The sequence below is a fragment of the Neiella holothuriorum genome, assembly GCF_019457915.1.
GTDB classification, from domain to species: domain Bacteria; phylum Pseudomonadota; class Gammaproteobacteria; order Enterobacterales; family Neiellaceae; genus Neiella; species Neiella holothuriorum.
On record NZ_JAHZSS010000006.1, the window covers coordinates 1 to 23,655 of the forward strand.

Sequence of the window (23,655 nt, forward strand, 5' to 3'; positions counted from 1 at the left end):
GTTGGGGTATCGCCAAGCGGTAAGGCAGCGGCTTTTGATGCCGCCATTCCCTGGTTCAAATCCAGGTACCCCAGCCACTATTTTGAATTGAGATGACTCATCTTGATTCCGGTAATTTGCTTAGCCACTTTTGAGCAGTTGCCATAAAAAAGCTTGCTGATGCAGGCTTTTTTAATGACCCAGTTTTGTTGGGGTATCGCCAAGCGGTAAGGCAGCGGCTTTTGATGCCGCCATTCCCTGGTTCAAATCCAGGTACCCCAGCCATTCTTGTGAAAAGCCCGCTCTTTCGAGCGGGCTTTTTTGTGCTTGTTATCTACGCCACAATAAGTCAATTGCGATCTAGCATAAAAGCTCCGACTTCTCGCCGCCCCCCTCCCACCACTCTAGCGCCCTTACATAACGCAATGCGTTGCTTCATAACGTGCGACTAAAGGCGTGGGCGCGGAATCTACTTCACAGGCCGCACGCATATTGGGTGGCCAAACGTTTGGCCATTGGCAGCTTATTGATGAGGTTTAAACCGAATTGGCGGGCGATTTTAACGCTAGGCCGAGCGTTGCTGAATGTCGCATAAATCGCATCCATGGCCGACATCATCGCTAAATTGTCGAACTTGCGCTGGCGTTGATAAGCCGTAAGGATCTTGTCGCTGGCCCAGTTAGCCTCATCAGCGTCAGCCATCACATCAATCAACGCACGCACATCCTTAAAGCCCAAATTAACGCCCTGTCCAGCTAGCGGGTTAATCAAGTGGGCAGAGTCTCCGAGCAGAACAACGCGTCCGTCAACATAGGCTTGAGCATGTTGGCGAGTCAGTGGAAACGACGCCACCTGCTCAATGGCAAAGTGGCCTAATTGGTCGGGAAAAGCCTGTCGGATCGCACTCAGGAGTTGCGGATGGGGTAACTTTTTTAATTGAGCAATTTCATCGGCGTGGTGATACCACACCAGCGAGCCTTTTCCTTGAGCTAACGGTAAGAATGCCTTAGGCCCAGTCGCACTCATTTGTTGCCAAGTGATGTCTTGCGACGCCTGCTCAGTATCGATGCCCACAACCAGCGCATGTTGCTGGTATTGCCAGCCTTCAACGCCAATTCCTGCGAGTTGACGAATACGCGATTGGCCACCATCACAAGCAATCACTAGATCGGCACGATAAACATCGCCATCAACGGTCAATTCAGAATGGTTATGTTGTTGCATGAGCGACTCAACTGAGCCAATTAATTGGCAATCAATCAGCTCATGTTGCAAACAACGCTGCCACAACACCATTTGCACCACATCATTTTCAACAATGTGGCCTAAATGAGTTTGCGAGATATCGTCGGCATGAAATTCGACCGGCTCAAGTTGATCTTCCCACACGGCCAAGCGACGATATCGACATGCTCGCACGCCAACAATGTCGTTCCAGCAATCAATCTCTGAGAGTAATTTCTCACTCGCCAGATTGAGCGCCGAGACTCGAAGTCCCATTGGCGATTGCGCTGAAATAGCTTTTGGCTCCGCCCGCTCCAAAATGGTAACGCGCTTGCCCTGTTGTGCGAGCATTAACGCAGTGGCACATCCCACCATTCCGCCGCCAACAATTAAGGCTTGGGTCGTTTTATGGGGACAGGGTGCCTGTTGAGATTTCATGATGCGAGCCTGTTTTAGAAACGAATGCTAACGGCATTATTACCTGATTTACCCATCGAATCACCCGTTAACCAGTTGCCCTGTATTGATTAAATGCCAGATCAGCCGTCAACTGTACGATTTTCATTCAAAACAGCTATGGTCAGCGGCTAAACTAGGCGCTAAAATACGCCACCTTATTTTTCAAGCCAGCGGTATTAAAGGCCACTACTCGAATGAGCAAAAAACTACATATCAAAACCTGGGGCTGCCAGATGAACGAATACGATTCATCAAAAATGGCCGATCTCCTCAACTCTAATTCCGGTTACGAATACACCGATGAACCGGAACAAGCCGATGTGTTGCTGCTCAACACCTGCTCCATTCGCGAGAAAGCGCAGGAAAAAGTATTCCATCAACTCGGCCGCTGGAAAGACTTAAAAGCAAAAAAGCCCAACTTAGTGATTGGCGTTGGCGGCTGCGTGGCCTCGCAGGAAGGCGCCGATCTGCGTCAACGCGCACCGATTATTGATGTTATTTTTGGCCCTCAGACATTACACCGTTTGCCAGAAATGATTGCCGCCGCGCAAGCCGGTGAGCCTGTGGTTGACGTTTCTTTTCCTGAAATTGAAAAATTCGACCGCCTGCCAGAGCCGCGTGCCGAAGGCCCAAGCGCTTTTGTCTCCATCATGGAAGGCTGTTCAAAATATTGTACGTTCTGTGTGGTGCCATATACCCGCGGTGAAGAAGTCAGTCGCCCGCTCGATGACGTGCTGTATGAGATTGCTCAACTTGCCGAGCAAGGCGTACGCGAAGTGAATTTGCTGGGGCAAAACGTTAACGCTTATCGCGGCGAAACCCACGATGGCGAAGTTTGTCATTTCTCGGAGTTGCTCCGCTTGGTTGCCAGTATTGATGGCATCGATCGTATTCGTTACACCACCTCGCACCCGGTTGAATTCACAGACGACATCATCGACGCTTACGCCGAAGTGCCTGAGTTGGTGGATCATTTACATTTGCCGGTGCAATCCGGCTCCGATCGAATCTTGAATCTGATGAAGCGTGGCCACACCGCCATCGAGTACAAATCAAAGATCCGCCGTTTGAAAAAAATTCGCCCCAACATCTGCATGAGCAGCGACTTCATCGTTGGTTATCCTGGCGAAACTGCCGACGACTTTGAAGCCACCATGAACCTAATTAAAGCGATCGACTACGATCTCAGCTTCAGTTTTATTTACAGTGCTCGCCCTGGTACGCCAGCGGCAGATTTGCCAGATGACGTGACCGAAGATGAGAAAAAGCAGCGCCTGCATATTCTGCAAGCGCGTATTAATCAGCAAGCTCAAAAGATAGCCCGCAACATGCTCGATACTGAGCAGCGCATTTTGGTAGAAGGGCCATCTAAGAAAAATCCAATGGAGCTGCGCGGTCGTACTGAGAATAACCGAGTGGTGAATTTCGAAGGCGACCACCGCTTAATTGGCAAATTTGCCGACGTCAAAATTGTCGATGTGTTCCCGAATTCATTACGGGGCGAATTTATTCGCAGTGAAGACGAAATGGGCTTGCGAGTTGAAACTGCGCCGGCCGCGATCCTTGCTCGCCGTCAACAAGCAGAATCAAACAACGGCGCTGTGGTATTTGACCCCACCGCATAAGCCATTCAATGCGCTTGGGGCGCGAACCGCCTCAAGCTACGTAAAACAAACAAGGCAAACATACATTGAGTCAAACATTAACGACTGTTGAGTTTTCCCTGGAGCCGGCCGAAAGTCGCCGGCTTTCTGCCCTTTGTGGCCCTTTTGATGACAACATCAAACAACTAGAGCGCCGCTTGGGCGTTGAGATTGCCTACAACGGCAATCAATTCAAAGCGATTGGTTCCGCCATTCCTGCTGAAGCTGCCGCCGATGTGCTCCGTCGTTTATACATTGAGACCGCCCCGGTGAAGGGTGTTTACAGTGACATCGAGCCAGAGCAAGTTCACCTCGAAATCCAAGAAAGTAACGCCCTTGAGCAGCAACGAGACAAAGCTGCAGAGCATGCTTGGCAAAGTAAAGAAACCTTTATCAAAACCAAACGTGGGGTGATCCGCCCGCGCGGCCCGACTCAGGCACAATATGTAGCGAACATTCTTCAGCACGACATCGCCTATGGCGTTGGCCCTGCAGGTACCGGTAAAACCTACCTTGCCGTAGCCGCCGCTGTTGATGCGCTAGAGCGCCAAGAGATTCGTCGCATTCTGCTCACCCGCCCAGCAGTTGAAGCTGGTGAGAAATTGGGCTTCCTGCCCGGTGATTTAAGCCAGAAAGTTGACCCCTATTTGCGCCCGCTGTACGACGCACTATTTGAAATGATGGGCTTTGAGAAAGTCGAACGTTTAATTGAGCGCAACGTCATTGAAGTCGCACCATTGGCTTATATGCGTGGCCGCACTCTTAATGATGCCTTTATCATTCTTGATGAAAGCCAGAACACAACAGTGGAGCAAATGAAGATGTTCCTAACCCGTATTGGTTTTAACTCCAAAGCGGTGATCACCGGTGACATCACTCAGATCGACTTACCTAAGCACCAAAAATCTGGCTTGCGACACGCCATTGAAGTGCTTGAAGGTGTAGAAGGCATTAGTTTCAACATGTTTATGGCCGAAGACGTGGTACGGCATCCGGTCGTACAGCGCATTGTTCGCGCTTATGATGCGTATGATCAACAACAAGCTAAGAAAAAAGCAGAAGCGAAACGCGCTGCCGAAGCGGCTGCGTTAGCGCAAAGCAACTCAGCGGAATCCGGCGCCTAATGGCCATCGAACTCGACTTGCAAATTGCTTGCGAACGCGATGATTTGCCCACCGAAGCAGACTTTCAGCGCTGGCTTGAGACGGCAGCAAACGCCTTGCTGCCCGCTCAAAGTCCAACGCAAGAAATGACGATTCGCTTGGTTGAATCGGCTGAAAGCCAATCGCTCAACAGCACCTATCGCGGCAAAAATAAACCAACCAATGTGTTGTCATTTCCGTTTGAAGCGCCACCGGGCATTACCCTGCCATTATTGGGCGATTTGGTAGTATGTGCCGAGGTTGTAGCGCAAGAAGCCGAGCAACAAAATAAGCCGTTGACAAATCATTGGGCGCATATGGTCATTCACGGCCTCTTGCATTTACTTGGCTATGATCATATACAAGACGATGAAGCAGAGGAAATGGAACAAAAAGAGCGAGACATTCTTGCCTTATTGACGATTCCAGATCCCTATATCGAACGCTGATTGAGCAGCAGAACAGGACACCATGAGCGACGATAATCCCCACTCTAGCAGCGGCTCTGCGCCGAAAGGCTGGCTAGAGAAACTGGGCCAAATATTCCATGCAGAGCCGAAAAATCAGCAAGAACTCATCGAAATTATCAAAGATGCCCAATCCAATGGCCTTTTTGATACCGACATAGCCCAGATGATTGAGGGCGTGTTGGAAGTGGATGATTTGCGCGTTCGCGACATCATGATCCCACGCTCCCAAATGGTCACCGTTGAGTTGAGCCAAACCGTTGCCGAATTTATGCCAACGGTACTGGAGTCTGCCCACTCGCGTTTTCCGGTGATCAGTGAAGACAAAGACCATATCGAAGGCATTTTGCTGGCCAAAGATTTACTGCCCTACGCATTTGATCGCAACGACAAACCGTTTAGTCTTGAAGACGTACTCCGGCCCGCCGTTGTGGTGCCAGAAAGCAAGCGCGTTGATGTGATGCTCAAAGAGTTTCGCGCCAACCGCTATCACATGGCCATTGTCATTGATGAGTACGGCGGCGTTTCCGGTTTGGTGACGATTGAAGATATTCTTGAAGTCATTGTTGGTGAAATCGAAGATGAAACCGATGATGTTGAAGATGATATTGAACCCATCCGTCAAGTCAGCAAGCGTTTATTTTCCGTACAAGCGCTAACGGCCATTGACCAATTTAATCAATATTTTGAAGCAGAATTTAGCGACGATGAATTTGATACGGTGGGCGGTATGGTGGTTCACGCCTTTGGTCATATGCCAGAGCGTGGCGAGTCCATCAAGATCAACGGCTTTCGCTTTAAAGTCATGGCCACAGACAAACGAAGAGTGTCACAGTTGCAGGTTAAAGTGTTGAAAGAACAAACCCAAGAAACCGTTAGCGATTAACATGACCTCGCTTGTTACAGGCAACCGACGTTGGTTGCTCGCATTTGCTGCGCTGCTATTTGGCGCAGCCTATCCGCTTGCTTACGCCCCATTTAATCATGCCGTTGTTGCCTTACTGGCAATAACGGGCTTGTTTAGTATTCTCCGCATGAGCCAGTCTTGGCGTCAGGCGATGACCATCGGCTTTGCGTTTGGCCTCGGTCAGTTCACCGTTGGCATCAGTTGGGTGCATGTGTCTATCGACTCATTCGGTGGCCTTCCCCTCGCGGTTTCTCTGCTGTTAATGGCACTGCTGTGCGCCTACTTAGCACTATTTACCGCCTTTTCTTGTTGGCTCTGGTATCGACTCACCCGCGAAACGGCAACTGCGTTTAATGCCTTACTCTTCCCATCATTATGGATTGTTGGCGAAGTACTGCGCGGCGAATTGCTAACAGGCTTCCCATGGCTTGCATTGGGTTACAGCCAAACCAGTAGTTGGCTGTTTGAATGGGCGCCGTTTATCGGCGTGTTAGGGATTGGCTGGCTTGTTGCCTGCCTGGCGGTATTAATCAGTTATGCATTGGTGAAGCGTCATTTACTTTGGGTTTTGCCAAGCCTCCTCGTCATTGTTGCAGGCTCCTTGTGGGCCAACTTGCAAACGGTACCGCACGCAACAGGAAAGTTTGCGCATGTTGCTTTGGTTCAGGGCGATATTCCCCAAAGTATGAAGTGGGAGCCGGAGCAGCAATGGCCGACCATGAGCAAGTATCAAGACATGACTCGGCCTTACTATGACTATGATTTATTGATCTGGCCGGAAGCCGCGGTTCCCGCCATTGAGCTGTCGGCCCAAAGCTTTTTGCAAAACATTGACGCCACCTTAGCTTGGAAAGGCAGTGCGTTGGTCACCGGGATTATCGACTATCAGCCCTACAGTCAGCTGTTTTTCAATAACCTCATTGTGCTGGGCCGACGCCAGCCAGAGCTGGAAAAAAGCAGTTACTACTACGGCAACAGTAATCGTTACAGCAAACATCACCTGTTGCCCATTGGTGAGTTCGTGCCCTTCGGCGACATCTTGCGCCCGTTAGCCCCTTTGTTCAATTTACCCATGAGTTCATTTAGCCGAGGCGCTTACATTCAAGACAATTTAGAAGCCAACGGGTGGCGACTAGCACCGGCCATTTGCTATGAAATATTATTCGCCGAGCAGGTTCGTCAGAATGTACAAGAGCAAACCGACTTTATTCTCACCGTTAGCAATGACGCTTGGTTTGGCGATTCGATTGGCCCCCATCAGCATTTACAAATTGCCCAAATGCGGGCCAAAGAACTAGCACGGCCCGTGTTGCGAGCCACCAATAATGGCATTACCGCCATTATTGATGCCGACGGTTCGGTTCAAACTCAAGCGTTGCAATTTACCGAAGCCGTGCTCACTGCAGAAGTTGGCCAATATCGCGGGCAAACCCTGTTTGCCCGTACCGGTCATGCCCCCATTCTGATGTTAGCAGGCTTGGTGTGTTTAGCGGCCATGTGGCGCCGTTACCGCCGCCCTCACGAATAACCAGAGCGGTCTATGGCGCGAATGGCTCTCGAGCAAATTCGTCACCACCACAGTTAGCGCAGCCACTTAGCTGGGTTGGGTGGTAAACCTCCAACACATGCTGACAGTTGCAGCAACGCAGTACACCAAAGCCAACGTAATCACCGTTACGGTAAATGCCATCGTGCTTGAGATCATCTGCGAGTTCTCGCCACTCGCATTGGGTTTTGTCGGTAATTTCCATCAGATTGTGCCAAATGCCCTGCGAGATCCCTGTCAGCCAAACGGATGGCGGATGGCTTTTGGAGTCGGGATCCATGGAGTTGGCAAAGGCTTGAATGTCTCGCTTGAGGTAATCGCGCATCAAGCTCAGTTCATCTTTGGTCAAATCACTCGCCGCCCCCAGGTATTCGGCCGAACGCGCTAAGAAGCGATCTAATCCTGCTGCCGTCAACTGTTGCTCTTGATTCAACCACTCAACAGCCTTGCCCAGTAACACATCATAATTATTACTTTGCTGCGATTTATCGTTGGATTTTTTCGATTCAGACATGACGCACTCCCATCGCTTCGATTAACGAGCTCTAAGTTATATGAGTCAGTGTAGATAAAGCGGCAGTTTAGTCTTGTTGGCTGGATCACGGATGCGGTATCCTATGCGGCCTTAAATTTTCAAAGTCGGTCGAGCGATTGTGATAACAACTCAGCTCGAAGCGGCGCTCACAGTTAAACAACGGAACCCTTAATGGACGTGCCATACAACCACCGCGAGATTGAATCGCAAGTTCAGGCTGCTTGGGAACAAGCAAAAACCTTCACCGTTCAAGAAGATAGCGATAAAGAAAAATACTATTGCCTATCAATGTTTCCGTACCCAAGTGGGCGCCTGCACATGGGCCATGTGCGCAACTACACCCTAGGTGACGTGATTGCTCGTTTCCAGCGCATGCAAGGTAAAAACGTATTGCAGCCCATTGGCTGGGATGCGTTTGGCTTGCCAGCAGAAAATGCAGCCATAAAAAACAAAACCGCGCCGGCCCCTTGGACTTATGAAAACATCGACTACATGAAGAACCAGCTGAAAATGCTGGGCTTCGGCTACGATTGGGATCGTGAGCTCGCCACCTGTACGCCTGAGTACTATCGCTGGGAGCAATGGTTCTTCACCAAGCTGTATGAGAAAGGCTTGGTCTACAAGAAAATGGCCACAGTCAACTGGGATCCAGTGGATCAAACCGTTCTTGCCAACGAGCAAGTGGTGGATGGCCGCGGCTGGCGCTCAGGTGCGTTAGTGGAACAAAAAGAAATTCCTCAGTGGTTTATCAAAATCACTGACTATGCCGAAGAATTGTTGAACGATATCGATCAACTCGACGGCTGGCCTGACACCGTGAAGACCATGCAACGTAACTGGATTGGTCGCTCCGAAGGTGTTGAAATGGCGTTTGCCGTTGAAGGTCAAGACGAGCCATTGCACATTTACACCACCCGGCCCGATACCGTCATGGGTGTTACCTACGTGGCCATTGCTGCAGGCCACCCATTAGCGGCCAAAGCCGCAACCGCCAATGCCGAGCTAACCGCTTTTGTTGATGAGTGCAAAAACAACAAAGTAGCCGAAGCTGACATGGCAACTATGGAGAAAAAAGGTGTTGCCACCGGTCTCTATGCCATCCACCCGCTCACTGGCAAACAAGTTCCAATTTGGGTCGCTAACTTTGTCTTAATGGATTACGGCACGGGTGCTGTAATGTCGGTACCAGGCCACGATCAACGTGATTACGAATTCGCGCAAGCCTATGGTTTACCCATTGAAGCCGTCATTAAACCTGCCGATGAAGAAGTCGACATTTCTGAAGCGGCTCACACCGAAAAAGGTGTGCTATTTAACTCTGGCGAATTTGATGGCTTGGATTTCCAACAGGCATTTAACGCCATTGCTAGCAAGCTTGAAGCCGATGGTAACGGCGAGCGCAAAGTAAACTACCGCTTGCGTGACTGGGGCGTGAGCCGCCAGCGTTATTGGGGCGCACCGATCCCAATGGTTACCGATGCCGAAGGCAACACAGTGCCAGTGCCTGAAGATCAACTGCCCGTGGTGTTACCCGAAGATGTGGTCATGGATGGCGTCACGAGTCCAATCAAAGCCGATCCTGAATGGGCCAAGGTTGAGATCAACGGTCAGCCGATGACCCGCGAAACCGACACCTTTGACACCTTCATGGAATCAAGCTGGTACTACGCACGCTATTGCTGCTCAAACTTCGATGAAGGCATGCTGGACTCAGATGCGGCTAACTATTGGCTGCCAGTCGATCAATACGTTGGTGGTATTGAACACGCAGTGATGCACCTGCTGTATTCGCGTTTCTTCCACAAGTTGCTTCGCGATACTGGTTTAGTAAATTCTGACGAACCGTTCAAGCGCCTGCTGTGTCAAGGCATGGTTTTGGCTGATGCCTTCTACCACACCGATGAAAAAGGTGGTCAAGTTTGGGTCTCACCAACCGACGTTGATTTGGAAAAAGACGACAAAGGCCGTATTACCAAAGCAACCAGCAATGATGGTCAAGCTCTTGAATACGCCGGCATGAGTAAAATGTCGAAATCGAAAAACAACGGCATCGATCCACAAATGATGGTGGAAAAATTCGGCGCCGATACCGTGCGCTTGTTCATGATGTTTGCCGCGCCGCCAGAACTCACACTGGAATGGCAAGAATCCGGTGTAGAAGGTTCTCACCGCTTCGTGAAACGCGTTTGGAAGTTTGTCCAAGATGTGGCTGCCTATGAGCAATCGCCGGTACTCAATGTTGCAACGCTTAACAAAGCGCAAAAAGATCTGCGCCGCGCCGTTCACAAGACCATTGCCAAAGTGTCTGACGACTTAGGCCGTCGTCAAACATTCAACACCGCGATTGCCGCGGTGATGGAACTCATGAATAGCCTGACCAAAGCGCCATCTGACACAGAGCAAGACAAAGCCGTGTTAGCAGAAGCGGCCGAAGCGATTGTACTGATGCTAAACCCAATCGCACCGCATGTTTGCGATGAGTTGTGGCGAGCACTAGGCAATAGCAACGTCGAAAACGCTGACTGGCCACAAGCTGATGAAAGTGCCATGGTCGAAGATGAGAAGCTCATTGTGGTTCAGGTCAACGGCAAGGTACGCAGTAAAATTACGGTTGCCGCCGATGCCACCAAAGAAGCGGTAGAACAAGCCGGAATGGAAGATGCCAATGTGAGCAAGTTCACCGAAGGCAAAACCGTTCGTAAAATTATTTACGTACCGGGTAAACTACTGAATATTGTTGCAAACTAATGAGCTGTCGGGCTGCACTTGGCAGCCCGCTAATTAAACGCCACTGAAAATTTGCCGCCGCAGGAGCACTTAATGTTAAAACGCTGGATGTTAACTTTGGCATGTTGCGCAATGATCAGCGCATGCGGTTTTCAATTGCGCGGAAGTTACACCCTGCCTGATGAATTTCAGCAACTGCACTTACAAAGCCAAGACAGCTACTCTGCCATTACTCGCGAAGTAACCAAGCGTTTTAAAGACAGTGGCATTACCTTACTGCCGGTCGCGAGCGATGAATCGCCGATTGTGGTGTTAGGCCAAGACAAACTCGAACGCGCCAATCTGTCGGTTTATCCTGATGGCCAAGTGGCTGAATACCGGCTCATTTACAAACTCAAAGTCACCGTTTTGCGAGCCGAGAAACCGCCCGAGAATCTCGAACTGCAGGTTCAGCGAGATTACCTTGATGATCCAAGACAGGCACTTGCCAAGCAGCGCGAACGTGAATTGCTGCTCAAAGAAATGCGCAAGCAGATTGCCTATCAACTCATCGCCAAAGTCTCATCGCTTTGATCATCATCACTCGCTGCAATCAGGCTTAACCATATGGCAGCCAACCGAATTTACCCCAATCAACTCGAGCAGGCGCTGCGCCAGCAGCTGCAACCGGCTTACCTGATTTTTGGCGACGAACCCTTGCAGCGATTCGAGTCCGTCTCTGCCATTGTCGCAGCCGCAAAACAGCAAGGCTTTGAAGAAGTCGAGCGTCTCTATTTAGATACCAGCGATGGTGCCGAGCAATTGACTCAGGCTTTACAGGGCATGAGCTTGTTCGCAAGCCGCCGGGTTATTGTGGTGGATTTAGGTAACGGCAAAATTGGCAAAGACGCGAGCCAAATTTTTAATTATTACGCCGAGCAGCCAAGCCCCGATTTACTGCTGATCTGCCATGGCAGCAAGCTAGAAAAAGCACAACAAAACAGCAAATGGTTTAAAGCGTTAGCCGCATTTGCCGTCACGGTGTCCATTACCGTGCCAACCGGAGAGCGTCTGACTCGCTGGCTCCAGCAGCGAGCCCGTAGTTGTGGCGTTCAATTGCCGCCAGATGCTGTGCAATATTTGCAAGAGCATCATGAAGGGAACTTAATGGCGCTCAGCCAAGAGCTAGAAAAACTAGCGCTGCTGCACGGCTCAGCTCCTATTTCCGTTGAACAATTGCATCAAGCGCTGATCGATCAATCGCGCTTTGATGTGTTTCAACTCACCGACACCTTACTTGCCGGTAATCACCACGAATTAAGTCACATGCTAAGCCAATTGCGTGATGAGGGTGCCGAGCCCGTCGTGGTTTGTTGGGCATTAAGCCGCGAAATAAGTCAGTTCGCGCAACTTAGCCAACAACCAGCGGCACAAGCCAAACTGTTCAAGCAATTTCGTATCTGGCCATCGCGACAACCGTTGGTAAAGCAAGCGCTGGCCAAGTTATCGCTACAGCAATTACAACAAGCCTTAATGTTGGTGGCGCGCCTTGAACGCAATGTCAAAGGTGCGCAAGCCGATCCGCAAGCTAGCTGGCCGCTCATAGAGCAGTGCTGTCAATTGCTGATGGCTCCAAACGCCACAGCCGACTGGCTGCTCGCGGCTGACCAAACGTAATTAGCGGAACCTCACAGCCATGGCTATCAAACACCCAATCCAACACATCGGCCTGCTGGGTGGTACGTTTAACCCCATCCACAATGGCCATCTCGAGTTAGCCACTTACGTACAACGGCGGCTTGGCCTCGACGTCATGCAATTATTGCCAAACCATGTGCCGCCCCACAAAGAAACGCCCATGGTCAATGCCAAGCACCGATTGGCGATGGTTAACGCAGCCATTGCAAACTACACACAGCTTGATGTGAACCCCATTGAGCTTGCTCGCTCACAGCCGTCATATTCGGTAGATACCCTCCTCACCATTCGCCAGCAGCAACCCGATAACGCCATCTATTTCGTGATGGGCATGGACTCATTCGCTTCGTTGAGTCAGTGGTCGCGTTGGCAACAATTGCTCGACTTGTGTCATTTAGTGATCTGCCAGCGCCCTGGCGATGCCATACCAACCAAAGGCATTGAGGCTGAATTACTTGCCCAGCATCAGAAATCAGGTATTAGTGAGTTAAATGGCAAATTGAGTGGCCATATCCTGTGCTTAAACAATCCGTTGTGGCCTGTCTCTTCCACTCAAATTCGCCAACACCTCAGTCATGGCACAATTGATCTCGATTTGTTACCCGAATCGGTTGTGCAATATATCGCTAACCATCAACTTTATCGCCAATAGCGCTGACGCATTGAAGCTAAATTTGTTACGCTTATAGGGTTAATAAAAACTCATTCGCAGGAGAGCAAGTTGCACGGTAAAGAGTTGATTGATTTCATCGTTGATAAAGTTGACGACATGAAAGGCCGAGACGTTATGACGTTGGATGTTGCCAAGCGCAGCACCATCACCGACACATTGATTATTTGTTCGGGGAATTCCAAGCGTCACGTCCAGTCCATCGCAGAACACGTGGCAACGGAAGCCAAACATGCTGGAATGCCAGCGCTAGGTTTGGAAGGACAAGACGAAGGCGAATGGGTGCTGGTAGATTTAGGTGATGTAGTTCTGCATGTAATGCAGGAGAACGCGCGTGAATTCTATCAGCTGGAAAAACTCTGGAGCTAACGGGTGCGCCTGCAGTTAATCGCGGTCGGTCAACGCATGCCCGCCTGGGTATCCGCCGCGTTTAGCGACTACCAAAGTCGCTTCCCTCGCGACTGTACCTTTGAACTCACTGAAATTCCCGCAGGTAAACGTGGCAAGAATGCTGACATCGCGCGCATCTTGGCACAAGAAGGCGAGCGCATGCTCAGCGCTGTGGGGAAAGGCAATCGTATCGTGACCCTAGAGGTTACCGGTAAGCCATGGGACACCCCTCAGCTTTCCAAGCAGTTAGCCAGTTGGCAGATGGACGGTCGTAACGTTAGTCTACTCGTTGGCGGGCCCGAAGGGCTTGCTCCGGCATGCATCAGCGCCGCAGAGCAGCGTTGGTCTCTGTCGAATCTAACATTGCCCCACCCCATGGTACGCGTCATTATCGCTGAAAGCTTGTATCGGGCCTGGAGCCTGTTGAACAATCACCCCTATCATCGGGAATAACAGAGACAAGTATGGCGGCGCGTAAACGCATAACCATTCGAGATCGGCAGGCCGAATCCTCACTATTTTACCGTCGAGCCGTTGTCGCCTTGTTGGTGGTTGTGCTGTTGATTGCCATGCTGATCTCCAACTTGTATAAGCTGCAAGTCACCCGCCATGAAGACTTTAATACACGCTCTCACGACAACCGTATTCGGGTGCTGCCAGTCGCGCCAAACCGCGGCTTAATCTACGACCGAAACGGTGTGTTATTAGCTGACAACCGGCCGGTTTACTCACTTGAATTAGTCCCTGAAGAAATTACCGATCTCCCTGCAACTGTTGCCGCACTTGCGCAGTTACTTGGTATTTCAGAAGAGCGTCAGCAGAAGTTTCTGGAACAATCGCGAGTCAGTCGCCGCTTCAAAAAAATTCCGCTAAAAGAAAGTTTGTCAGAGCAAGAAGTCGCCCAAATAAGCGTGAATCAACATCATTACCCAGGTGTTTATGTTGAGGCTCGCTTAAAACGCCATTACCCGTTTGGCGATGCCTTTACTCATGCTGTGGGTTATGTGGCAAAAATCAACAAACGCGATCTAGAGCGGCTCGATCAAGAAGACAAGCTCGCCAACTACAAAGCGACTCGCGATATAGGCAAACAAGGCATTGAGCGTTATTACGAAGACATGCTCCATGGCTCCGTTGGTTATCAAGAAGTTGAGGTAAACAACCGCGGCCGTATTACCCGCACCGTTAATTTTGAGCCACCGGAGCCCGGCAGTGATTTGCGGCTCAGCCTTGATATTCAATTGCAGCTGAAAGCACAAGAATTACTGACCGATAAACGCGGCGCAGTGGTGGCGCTCGATCCACGTGACGGTAGCGTATTGGCACTGGTATCTGCCCCCAGCTACGATCCCAATCCGTTTGTTCATGGTATTAGCAGTAAAGCGTACCGCGCCCTGCTTAACTCGGACGATCGCCCTCTCATTAACCGGACGACGCAAGGCCAGTACCCTCCAGCGTCCACCATCAAACCCATTTTGTCGCTACTGGCGCTCAATGAAGGCATTGTCACCCCAGAAACTCGCATTTGGGATCCGGGCTGGTTCCAAATTGATGGTGTGAAACGTAAATATCGCGACTGGAAGAAGTGGGGCCACGGCTGGGTTGATTTACAATCGGCCATCGAGCAGTCATGTAACATCTACTTTTTCGACATTGCCACCAAGCTCGGCATTGACAAAATTGATGAATTTGCCAGCCAGTTTGGCTTTGGCGAGTACACCGGCATTGATATCCGTGAAGAAAGCGCAGGCGTACAGCCATCGCGCGCTTGGAAACGTGCTCGCCACGGTCAGCCGTGGTATTTAGGCGACACCGTCAATATCGGCATTGGTCAGGGCTACTGGACCGCCACGCCACTGCAGCTCGCGCACGCCATTGGCATCATGGCTCGCCATGGTAAAAACTACACGCCGCGCCTCGTACAATCGATTCAAACCGATACCGGCAATATCAACTTGCCGGCCGATCAACGCCCGCCAGTGGTGTTGAATCGCGATACCTATTGGGATGAAGCGATTGAAGGCATGCGTCGAGTCAACCATTCCGAACACGGCACTGCCCGCAAGGCATTTGCTAACACGAGCTACATATCTGCCGGTAAATCGGGCACGGCGCAGGTGTTCAGTCTTAAGCAAGATGAAGAATATGACGCAGAAAAGCTCAACAAGCGTAAACATGATAATGCGATGTTTGTTGCTTTCGCGCCGCTCAATAACCCGCAAATCGTAGTCGCGGTCGCCACCGAAAACCAAGGTGGTGGTTCAAGTAATGCGGCGCCTATTGCCAGAGCCATTATCGATCACTATGTTGAAACGACTGGCTTTGAAAGTAACTTACCCATTGGAATTCCCGTGCCATGATTTTCGGCTCTGTTGAACGCCTCGAAGCGCAAATGCGCAAACCTAGCGTGTGGTTTAAGCTTCACATCGACGCCTATTTGCTAATGCTGTTAATGGTGCTGATGGCCGTGGGTCTGATGGTTATTTATAGCGCTGGCGGCCAAGATTTAGATCTGGCCATTCGACAAATCGTGCGCTTAGGCGTGGCATTTTTCGTCATGATCGCACTGGCCCAAATCAACCCTGAAAATTATCGCCGCTGGGCTTACCCCATTTATGTGATTGGCACCTTACTACTGGTGGCCGTGCTGGTTGTGGGGGTTGTAGGCAAAGGTGCTCAGCGTTGGATTGACCTCGGTTTTATGCGTTTTCAGCCATCCGAGATCATGAAATTAATTGTTCCCATCGCAGCGGCTCACTTTCTTGCGAATGATGCCCTGCCCGCCCGCTTTGGCCGCGTGGTCATCGCATTTGTGGTGATCTTAGTTCCCACGCTACTCATTGCTCGCCAGCCTGACTTAGGGACGTCATTGCTGATTGCTGCATCCGGCGTGTTTGTGATTTTCTTAGCCGGCGTGAGTTGGAAATTAATATTCGCAGGTGCAGTTGCGCTCGCAAGCTTTCTGCCGGTGCTGTGGTTTTACCTCATGCACGATTACCAACGAACGCGCGTATTGACCTTGTTTGATCCCGAACGCGATCCACTTGGCAGTGGCTACCATATTATTCAGTCGACAATTGCAATTGGCTCGGGCGGCTTTAGCGGCAAAGGTTGGCTGCACGGTACGCAATCGCAGTTAGAGTTTTTACCAGAGCGTCACACCGACTTTATTTTCGCAGTATTCAGTGAAGAGTTTGGTCTGACCGGCGTGTTATTGCTGTTATCGCTCTATTTGCTCATCGTGGTGCGCGGTTTGTACATTGCTGCCAATGCGCAAACCACGTTCGGTAGTTTGTTAGCCGGCAGCATTACCCTCACCTTTTTCGTTTACGTATTCGTGAACATCGGCATGGTTTCTGGCATTTTGCCGGTTGTTGGCGTTCCATTGCCACTGGTCAGCTACGGCGGCACTTCGATGGTGACATTGCTAGCTGGCTTTGGCATCTTAATGGGCATTCACACCCACCGACGGATGATTATATGAACTTTTCGACGATTCGCCTGCCAAGCTGGGCGCGTTCCATCGGGTTATCAGTTTGTGCCAGTCTGGCTGCATTTTCGGCGCATACAGCAGCTAGCAATACAATTGATGACGCATTTATTAATGAAGTGGTCAGTAGCTACCAACTCGATGAGCGTTGGATCCGCACTCAGGTCAAAGCCGCGCAATTTAATCCGGAGATTATTGAGCGCATTACCACGCCTTGGGAAGCGAAGCCTTGGTATCAATATCAAACCATTTTTCTTAAGCCTGAGCGAGTCGAGCAAGCCGTTGAGTTCTGGCAGCAACACCAACAGGTGTTGGCTCGCGCCGAGCAACAATATGGCGTGCCACCGCAATTTATTGCCGCCATCATTGGCGTAGAAACCTACTTTGGTCGTTTTAAAGGCGATAAGAAAGTTCTGGATTCGCTCTATACGCTGGGTTTCCATTACCCGAAGCGCGCTAAGTTTTTCCGCTCAGAACTCGGTCACTTCCTTGCGCTGAGCTACGAGCAAGGCTGGGATCCAGCAACCATTTATGGTTCTTACGCTGGTGCCATGGGATTCCCGCAATTTATTAGCTCAAGCTACCGCGCCTACGCCGTGGACTTTAATGGTGATGGCCAGCGCGATTTACTCAATTCGCCCGAAGATGCCATTGGCAGCGTTGCCAATTACTTTGCTGAACATGGCTGGCAGGCTGGAACTTGCCTAGTCGATGAGGTGACGCTTACGCCAGCGGCTGAAAAATTTGTTCAAACCGATACCAAGATTAAACACTCATGGGGCGACGTTCGTGGCGCCGGCATTGTCACCAGCCAGCATTTGAGTGACAACGATAAGGTGATGCTATTCCCGCTGGCTCAAGATGAGAACATCAACCGACATTATCTCGGCTGCAATAACTTTTACGTGATCACCCGCTACAACCACAGCCGACTGTATGCCATGGCCGTTTATCGTTTAAGTCAGCAAATTGAAGCTGCGTGGCAGGCCAAACAAGTCGCCAATTGATGATAAAGCCTGCGGCATCATACGCCTGTTTATTGAGCGCCATATTGCTGGCTGGTTGCGCCAGCAATATGAGCGCCTCAGATCGTTATCAGGCCAAACGCTATCAGCAACTTGACGACAGCGCCCCAGCCAGCCCGGTTGATGTGTCACAAGTTCCCGATGCAATGCCCGCCTACGAGCCAAAATCTCGCGGCGGCAATAGCAACTATAAAGTCCGGGGTAAGCACTACAAAGTCATGGACTCAGCCGATGGCTTTAGTGAACTGGGCAATGCCAGTTGGTATGGCAATAAGTTTCATGGCCATAAAACAAGTAATGGCGAAATCTACAACATGTACGCCATGTCTGCCGCTCATAAAAACTTACCGTTACCTAGCTTTGTGAAAGTCACTCGACTCGACACAGGGAAGCAGGTCATTGTACGCGTGAATGATCGAGGGCCATTCCACTCAGGCCGGATCATCGATTTATCATATGCCGCGGCTTATAAGCTCGACATGCTGAAGCTCGGCACCGCCAAAGTTAAAATTGAAGCCATTACCGTAACACCGCCTTGGCAGCAGTCCGATCCCATCATGGCGTTGCTCGACCAACAGGCTGCGGAAGCAAAGCCAACATTGCCCATTCATGTTGCTGTAACCTCACAGGTAGCATCTGCCTTCACTCCAATGCTCGATCCCGTAGTGACCAACTCAACTCACTGGTTTATTCAAGTGGCAGCAACGCAAGATAAGCAACGAGCAGACGCCTTGGTGACACAGTTATCCTCCATTTTCGAGCAAACGGGCCGCACGGTTACTGAACAGAATTTACACAAAATTCAGCTCGGCCCCTTTGCAGATGAAGTTGCGGCAGACAAATTGCTGGAAATATTAAAAAAAGGTGAATTTTCTTCGGCTTTTAAGGTCTATCAATGAAACGAAGCGTATTTGATATAAGTCATGTTATGCTAGCGTTCACTCACACATCCTAAATTCCTAAACCTAGAAATAAGCTATGCCTCAGCACACAACAATTCGTTCGTTAACCGCAGGTCTGGTTGCTTTAGCAACTTCATGTGTCGCTTTTGCTGCGCCAGTTGTGACGCCTGATCCGCCAAAGGTCAATGCCAAAGGCTACGTCTTGGTCGATTACTTAACAGGCCGCACGCTGGTTGAGCACAACGCTGATGGCCGTTTGGCCCCTGCCAGCTTGACCAAAATGATGACCAGCTACGTCATCGGCACCGAAATTAAAAACGGCAATGTCACCGAACAAGACATGGTCAAAATTGGCCCCAATGCTTCGCTTTATACTAATGCCGAGTTACGCGGCTCATCCTTGATGTTCGTACAGGTCGATACCGAAGTGCCTTTGGGAGAGCTGAATAAAGGCATCATCGTGGTTTCCGGTAACGACGCTTGTATCGCGGTGGCTGAACACCTAGCCGGTACAGAAGATGCGTTTGCTGACATGATGAATGCTTATGCCGAACACTTAGGTATGAGTGGTTCGCATTTCATGAACAGCCACGGTCTTGATCACCCGGAGCATTACACCACGCCACGTGACATGGCCACCTTGGGTGTCTCCTTGATCCGTGATTTGCCAGAAGAATACGCCATCTACAAAGAGAAAAGTTACACTTGGGATGGACGCGAGCAATTTAACCGCAACGCCTTGCTGTGGGATAAAGATCTCGGTGCAGACGGCATCAAAACCGGCCACACCAATGAAGCCGGTTATAGCTTGGTGTCATCCGCAGTGAAAGGCGACATGCGCTTGGTTGCCGTGGTCATGGGCACCGACAGCACTCGCGCCCGTAACGCCGAAAACCGCAAATTGCTGCAATATGGTTTCCGCTTCTTTGAAACCGTGGTGCCATACGATCCGGGCACAGTCTTTGCCGAAGAACGGGTTTGGTTTGGTACGCAAGAGTCCGTTGAACTGGGTGTCTTGGAAACCGTTGCGACGACCTTGCCAAAAGGCCAGCGCAAAAACCTAAAAGCCGATTTTGAGCTAACATCTCGCCCTGAAGCGCCAGTGACAAAAGGACAAGAGTTTGGCGTAGTACACGTCACTTTAGATGGTGAAGATATTGCGACCTATCCGCTCGTTGCGCTGCACGATGTGGAAGAAGCCGGTTGGATGAGTAAGCTCATCGATCACATCTTGCTGTTTATTCACAATCTAACGAGCTAAAGCAAAGTATTTAATTTGCTAAAAAGCCGCCAGTAGGCGGCTTTTTTATTTTTCTAGATTCGATTGAACTTGCAGCTCGATCTTCTCAATAATCATTTCATAACGCTGTGGCAGCGGCTTTCGACGTTTGTGGGTCCAATATAACGGTTGTTGAACCGGACTACTTAATGGCACCACATCAACCTGCTCACTAAGCTCAAAAGCTTGCCATGCCGATCGGGGCACCACTGTGAAGCCAATCCCTCGCGATACAGGGATCAAGATTTGTCCAATTTGATTGATAAATCCTCGCTCAGGCAAAAGCTCCATCCCGCTAAATTCTTTAAAGTAGTTAGATGACAACACTGCTGTTGCAAATTGGTAGCCGTCAGGGTGATTAATAAAACCCAATTCTTTTAGCGTGCTCCAATCTCCGTTTACCCCTTGCGGAACAACTAAACACAATTCGTCCGAGCCAAATAGCTGCTGGCTAATAGCCGCATCCTGAACGACTTCACTGGTAATACCCAGCTCAATCTCTCCGCTTTTAACTTCTCGGATAATTGTTCGCTCCGGCGCAGCTTCTAACGAAAACCTAAAGTCTGGGTAGCGCTGTTGAATATCAAGTAATAGAGGGTAGATCTGCAGCGCGAGGCCACCAGAACAAGCTAGCTTGCAATGGCCCCCCAATGTTTGCTGATAGTGCACAGAATCTCGAAATGATTGCTCTGCTCTGAATTGTGATTGGGCAAATTGCAATAGCATCTCGCCCGCTTCGGTAAATTCAAACTGCTTGCCATCTCGATGCAACAAGGGCTTGCCCAACCACTGCTCGAGTTTTTTCACATGCTGCGAGACTCCCGGCTGCGTCATATACAAGTTTTCAGCGGTGCGGGTGAAATGCTTAGTTTTGCCAAGCTCAATAAACGTTCGCAAGTAGCTAGGATGTATCAAAACGACACCATAAATATAAATTATCAGAATGATGATGAATCATAATTTATATTTTTAACTTTGTCCGTCTAAACTTCTCCTCGTTGACATCGACTTTTACAGGTAAACCCCATGACCGAACAAGCTAAAACTTATCCTCGTACTTTTTCTCACATCGGCATTTCTGTGCCGGACTTAGAAGCAGCAGTAAAATTCTACACAGAAGTACTGGGCTGGTATCTCATCATGCCGCCAACGGACGTCAATGAAGATGACTCTGCCATTGGTGAAATGTGCACCGACGTCTTTGGCGCCGGCTGGAAGCACTTCCGCATTGCCCATATGTCTACTGGTGATCGCATTGGCGTTGAATTATTCCAGTTCGATAACCAAGAAAACCCTGAAGACAACTTCGAATACTGGAAAACCGGCGTGTTCCATTTCTGTGTACAAGACCCAGATGTAGAAGGCTTAGCAGAGAAGATTGTTGCAGCAGGCGGTAAAAAGCGGATGAAAGCACCGCGTTACTACTACCCAGGTGAAAAACCTTACCGCATGATCTACATGGAAGACCCATTCGGTAACATTCTGGAAATTTATAGCCACAGCTACGAGTTGCATTACTCAAGCGGTGCATATAACTAATTGACTCAATAACTCAGAGTGCCCAACTGCACTCTGAGCCATGTCACAGTTTATCTTTCTCTTGAAACTTCGTGATAGAATCCCCATCTACCGGCTTCCACTGGATTATTTAGCGCGCATTTGGAGCAAATGATGGATACCAAATTTGGTGAATTACTCGACTTCCCCTGCAACTTCCCCTTTAAAGTATTGGGCGTTGCCGACGAGTCATTACCCGAAAAAATTATTGCAGTCATTCAGCAACATGCGCCAGGTGACTACGCTCCCAAAGTGAAGCCCAGCAGCAAAGGTAATTACCACAGTGTTACCATTGACGTCACCGTGACGAGCAAAGAGCACGTTGAAACGCTGTATGTTGCCCTTGGCGATATCGACTTAGTACGTTATGTACTCTAATCCCACTAACGCGTAGCGAGTCGTCACGTGAGTTCATTGATTATCCGCAGCCTTGGCCAGCAGCCTTATCAGCAATGCTGGCAATGGATGCAGGACTTCACCAATCAGCGTGGGCCAGAGACACCCGATGAGCTCTGGTTACTTGAACACGATCCTGTGTTTACCTTGGGTCAGGCCGGCAAAGAGGAACATATCCTCAGTCAAACCAATATTCCCATTGTGAAAGCTGATCGTGGTGGCCAAGTGACCTATCATGGTCCCGGCCAATTAATTATCTATTTATTACTGGATTTGCGGCGGCTAAAAATCACCGTGCGCGATCTGGTCACGCACATGGAGCAGGCCATCATTGAGCTACTAGCTCAATACCAAATTAACGCTTATGCCAAGTGCGACGCACCCGGCGTTTACGTTGATGAAGCCAAAATAGCTTCGCTCGGTCTGCGCGTGCGTAAAGGCTGTACTTTTCATGGCTTGGCATTGAATGTCGACATGGATTTGCAGCCGTTTCTAACAATTAATCCATGCGGCTATGCCGGCATGGCAATGACTCAGAGCTCAACTCTGGGCGGCCCCGCCACCACACACGACGCTGCGGCCAAACTCGCTCAACGACTCGCTGAGCGCTTAGGGCATGCAACAACCGACTATAAAGATGAATTACCGAGCCTTGTAAATGACTAAGTCTGTGAGAAATGAAGCTGGCGTAAAGAAGCGCGATGCCGATAAGGTCCAGCATATCCCCATTACCGTGCTGCCCAGCGAAAAGGCCGAGCTGCTCCGTAAACCTGAGTGGATGAAAATCAAGCTGCCATCAAACAGCGCCAATATCGAAAAAGTAAAAGCCGGCATGCGCAAACACGGCCTGCATTCGGTATGTGAAGAAGCAAGCTGCCCGAATTTGGCAGAATGTTTCCATAAGGGCACCGCAACCTTCATGATCATGGGTGATATTTGTACCCGTAAATGCCCATTCTGCGACGTTGCCAATGGTAAACCATTGCCGTTAGATGAAGGCGAACCCGAAAAGCTTGGCCGCACCATTGCTGACATGGGTTTGCGCTACGTGGTGATCACCTCGGTTGACCGCGATGATTTGCGTGACGGTGGCGCTGCTCATTTTGCCGCTTGTGTTGAGGCCATTCGCCGCCATAGTCCAGACATTCAAATTGAGATTCTGGTCCCCGACTTCCGTGGCCGTATGGATGTTGCGCTTGAAGCGCTGGCCAAGCATCCGCCAGATGTATTCAACCATAACTTGGAAACTGCGCCGCGTTTATACAAGCAGGCTCGTCCGGGCGCCAACTATAAGTGGTCGCTAGAGTTAATTCGTCGCTTTGGAGAAATGTTCCCAGAGATTCCAACCAAGTCAGGCTTGATGGTTGGCTTAGGCGAAACCAATGATGAGATCTTGGAGGTTATGGAAGATTTACGTGCCAACAACGCCACCATGCTGACCATTGGACAATACTTGCAACCAAGTTTGCATCACTTGCCCGTCACCCGTTATGTGCATCCGGACGATTTCGATATGTTCCGCGACAGAGCCAATAACATGGGCTTTGAGCATGCCGCTTGTGGCCCACTAGTTCGCTCAAGCTACCACGCAGACAAACAAGCTGCCGGTGAAGAAGTGAAGTAAGTAACTACTTACTCTA

General features: G+C 50.1%; 22 protein-coding genes, 2 tRNA genes and 1 pseudogene. 22 read left to right on the top strand and 3 right to left on the bottom strand.

All coding sequences use genetic code 11. The features are described 5' to 3' along the window. The first annotated feature begins 2 nt into the window (after positions 1 to 2). Positions 3 to 77 (top strand) — tRNA-Gln (locus K0504_RS06630). Positions 78 to 189: 112 nt separating this feature from the next. Then, a tRNA-Gln gene (locus K0504_RS06635) sits at positions 190 to 264 on the top strand. Between the two features lie 189 nt (positions 265 to 453). Here the strand turns inward: K0504_RS06635 and K0504_RS06640 are convergent. Next, positions 454 to 1,647 (bottom strand): annotated as a pseudogene (locus tag K0504_RS06640) (FAD-dependent oxidoreductase); the annotation flags it as partial. Between the two features lie 209 nt (positions 1,648 to 1,856). Between K0504_RS06640 and miaB the strand changes: the two are divergent. From miaB to lnt, 5 genes are all read left to right on the top strand, one after another. Then, on the top strand, positions 1,857 to 3,287 hold the full coding sequence (gene miaB, locus K0504_RS06645) for a tRNA (N6-isopentenyl adenosine(37)-C2)-methylthiotransferase MiaB (protein ID WP_220103396.1): 1,431 nt from the start codon (positions 1,857 to 1,859) through the stop codon (positions 3,285 to 3,287). A gap of 65 nt (positions 3,288 to 3,352) precedes the next feature. After that, the gene (locus K0504_RS06650; RefSeq protein ID WP_220103397.1) at positions 3,353 to 4,429 is read left to right on the top strand and encodes a PhoH family protein; all 1,077 of its coding nucleotides are present in this window, start codon (positions 3,353 to 3,355) and stop codon (positions 4,427 to 4,429) included. Continuing rightward, complete coding sequence (ybeY, locus tag K0504_RS06655) at positions 4,429 to 4,896, top strand: rRNA maturation RNase YbeY (protein WP_220103398.1); 468 nt, start codon at positions 4,429 to 4,431, stop codon at positions 4,894 to 4,896. Before K0504_RS06650 ends, ybeY begins: the two co-directional genes overlap by 1 nt. A 22-nt stretch (positions 4,897 to 4,918) precedes the next feature. Further along, a complete protein-coding gene (gene corC / locus K0504_RS06660; RefSeq protein ID WP_220103399.1) occupies positions 4,919 to 5,800 on the top strand; it encodes a CNNM family magnesium/cobalt transport protein CorC in 882 nt (293 codons plus the stop codon). A 1-nt stretch (position 5,801) separates the two neighbouring features. Beyond that, entirely contained in the window at positions 5,802 to 7,349 is a 1,548-nt protein-coding gene (lnt, locus tag K0504_RS06665) for an apolipoprotein N-acyltransferase (RefSeq protein ID WP_220103400.1), read from the top strand. Between the two features lie 10 nt (positions 7,350 to 7,359). On the opposite strand, the gene K0504_RS06670 is transcribed toward lnt, so the two are convergent. After that, positions 7,360 to 7,881: a zinc ribbon-containing protein gene (locus tag K0504_RS06670; protein ID WP_220103401.1), complete on the bottom strand. Its 522-nt coding sequence runs from the start codon at positions 7,879 to 7,881 to the stop codon at positions 7,360 to 7,362. Between the two features lie 192 nt (positions 7,882 to 8,073). On the opposite strand from K0504_RS06670, the gene leuS reads away from it, so the two are divergent. From leuS to K0504_RS06725, 11 genes are all read left to right on the top strand, one after another. Continuing rightward, positions 8,074 to 10,650, top strand: coding sequence for a leucine--tRNA ligase (leuS, locus tag K0504_RS06675; RefSeq protein ID WP_220103402.1), 2,577 nt, complete (start codon positions 8,074 to 8,076; stop codon positions 10,648 to 10,650). A gap of 72 nt (positions 10,651 to 10,722) precedes the next feature. Continuing rightward, positions 10,723 to 11,202, top strand: coding sequence for an LPS-assembly lipoprotein LptE (locus K0504_RS06680; RefSeq protein WP_220103403.1), 480 nt, complete (start codon positions 10,723 to 10,725; stop codon positions 11,200 to 11,202). A gap of 33 nt (positions 11,203 to 11,235) precedes the next feature. Next, on the top strand, positions 11,236 to 12,285 hold the full coding sequence (gene holA, locus K0504_RS06685) for a DNA polymerase III subunit delta (protein ID WP_220103404.1): 1,050 nt from the start codon (positions 11,236 to 11,238) through the stop codon (positions 12,283 to 12,285). A gap of 19 nt (positions 12,286 to 12,304) precedes the next feature. Beyond that, on the top strand, positions 12,305 to 12,958 hold the full coding sequence (nadD, locus tag K0504_RS06690; protein ID WP_220103405.1) for a nicotinate-nucleotide adenylyltransferase: 654 nt from the start codon (positions 12,305 to 12,307) through the stop codon (positions 12,956 to 12,958). Positions 12,959 to 13,027: 69 nt separating this feature from the next. Continuing rightward, positions 13,028 to 13,345, top strand: coding sequence for a ribosome silencing factor (rsfS, locus tag K0504_RS06695; protein ID WP_220103406.1), 318 nt, complete (start codon positions 13,028 to 13,030; stop codon positions 13,343 to 13,345). A 3-nt stretch (positions 13,346 to 13,348) separates the two neighbouring features. After that, entirely contained in the window at positions 13,349 to 13,819 is a 471-nt protein-coding gene (gene rlmH / locus K0504_RS06700) for a 23S rRNA (pseudouridine(1915)-N(3))-methyltransferase RlmH (RefSeq protein WP_220103407.1), read from the top strand. A gap of 11 nt (positions 13,820 to 13,830) precedes the next feature. Beyond that, entirely contained in the window at positions 13,831 to 15,726 is a 1,896-nt protein-coding gene (gene mrdA / locus K0504_RS06705; protein WP_220103408.1) for a penicillin-binding protein 2, read from the top strand. Beyond that, positions 15,723 to 16,850, top strand: coding sequence for a rod shape-determining protein RodA (gene rodA / locus K0504_RS06710; protein WP_225918010.1), 1,128 nt, complete (start codon positions 15,723 to 15,725; stop codon positions 16,848 to 16,850). Before mrdA ends, rodA begins: the two co-directional genes overlap by 4 nt. Then, on the top strand, positions 16,847 to 17,863 hold the full coding sequence (gene mltB, locus K0504_RS06715) for a lytic murein transglycosylase B (protein WP_220103409.1): 1,017 nt from the start codon (positions 16,847 to 16,849) through the stop codon (positions 17,861 to 17,863). Before rodA ends, mltB begins: the two co-directional genes overlap by 4 nt. Continuing rightward, the gene (locus tag K0504_RS06720) at positions 17,863 to 18,780 is read left to right on the top strand and encodes a septal ring lytic transglycosylase RlpA family protein (protein ID WP_220103410.1); all 918 of its coding nucleotides are present in this window, start codon (positions 17,863 to 17,865) and stop codon (positions 18,778 to 18,780) included. The genes mltB and K0504_RS06720 overlap by 1 nt, the downstream gene beginning before the upstream one ends. Before the next feature lie 79 nt (positions 18,781 to 18,859). Beyond that, a complete protein-coding gene (locus K0504_RS06725; protein WP_220103411.1) occupies positions 18,860 to 20,044 on the top strand; it encodes a D-alanyl-D-alanine carboxypeptidase family protein in 1,185 nt (394 codons plus the stop codon). Between the two features lie 45 nt (positions 20,045 to 20,089). On the opposite strand, the gene K0504_RS06730 is transcribed toward K0504_RS06725, so the two are convergent. Continuing rightward, positions 20,090 to 20,977, bottom strand: a complete 888-nt coding sequence (locus K0504_RS06730; protein WP_220103412.1) for a LysR family transcriptional regulator — start codon at positions 20,975 to 20,977, stop codon at positions 20,090 to 20,092. Between the two features lie 111 nt (positions 20,978 to 21,088). Between K0504_RS06730 and K0504_RS06735 the strand changes: the two genes are divergently transcribed. From K0504_RS06735 to lipA, 4 genes are all read left to right on the top strand, one after another. Then, the gene (locus K0504_RS06735) at positions 21,089 to 21,601 is read left to right on the top strand and encodes a lactoylglutathione lyase family protein (RefSeq protein ID WP_220103413.1); all 513 of its coding nucleotides are present in this window, start codon (positions 21,089 to 21,091) and stop codon (positions 21,599 to 21,601) included. Between the two features lie 129 nt (positions 21,602 to 21,730). Continuing rightward, positions 21,731 to 21,997: a DUF493 family protein YbeD gene (gene ybeD, locus K0504_RS06740; RefSeq protein ID WP_220103414.1), complete on the top strand. Its 267-nt coding sequence runs from the start codon at positions 21,731 to 21,733 to the stop codon at positions 21,995 to 21,997. Between the two features lie 27 nt (positions 21,998 to 22,024). Further along, complete coding sequence (gene lipB, locus K0504_RS06745; RefSeq protein ID WP_220103415.1) at positions 22,025 to 22,681, top strand: lipoyl(octanoyl) transferase LipB; 657 nt, start codon at positions 22,025 to 22,027, stop codon at positions 22,679 to 22,681. Further along, positions 22,674 to 23,639, top strand: a complete 966-nt coding sequence (gene lipA / locus K0504_RS06750) for a lipoyl synthase (RefSeq protein WP_220103416.1) — start codon at positions 22,674 to 22,676, stop codon at positions 23,637 to 23,639. The genes lipB and lipA overlap by 8 nt, the downstream gene beginning before the upstream one ends. Positions 23,640 to 23,655 lie beyond the last annotated feature (16 nt).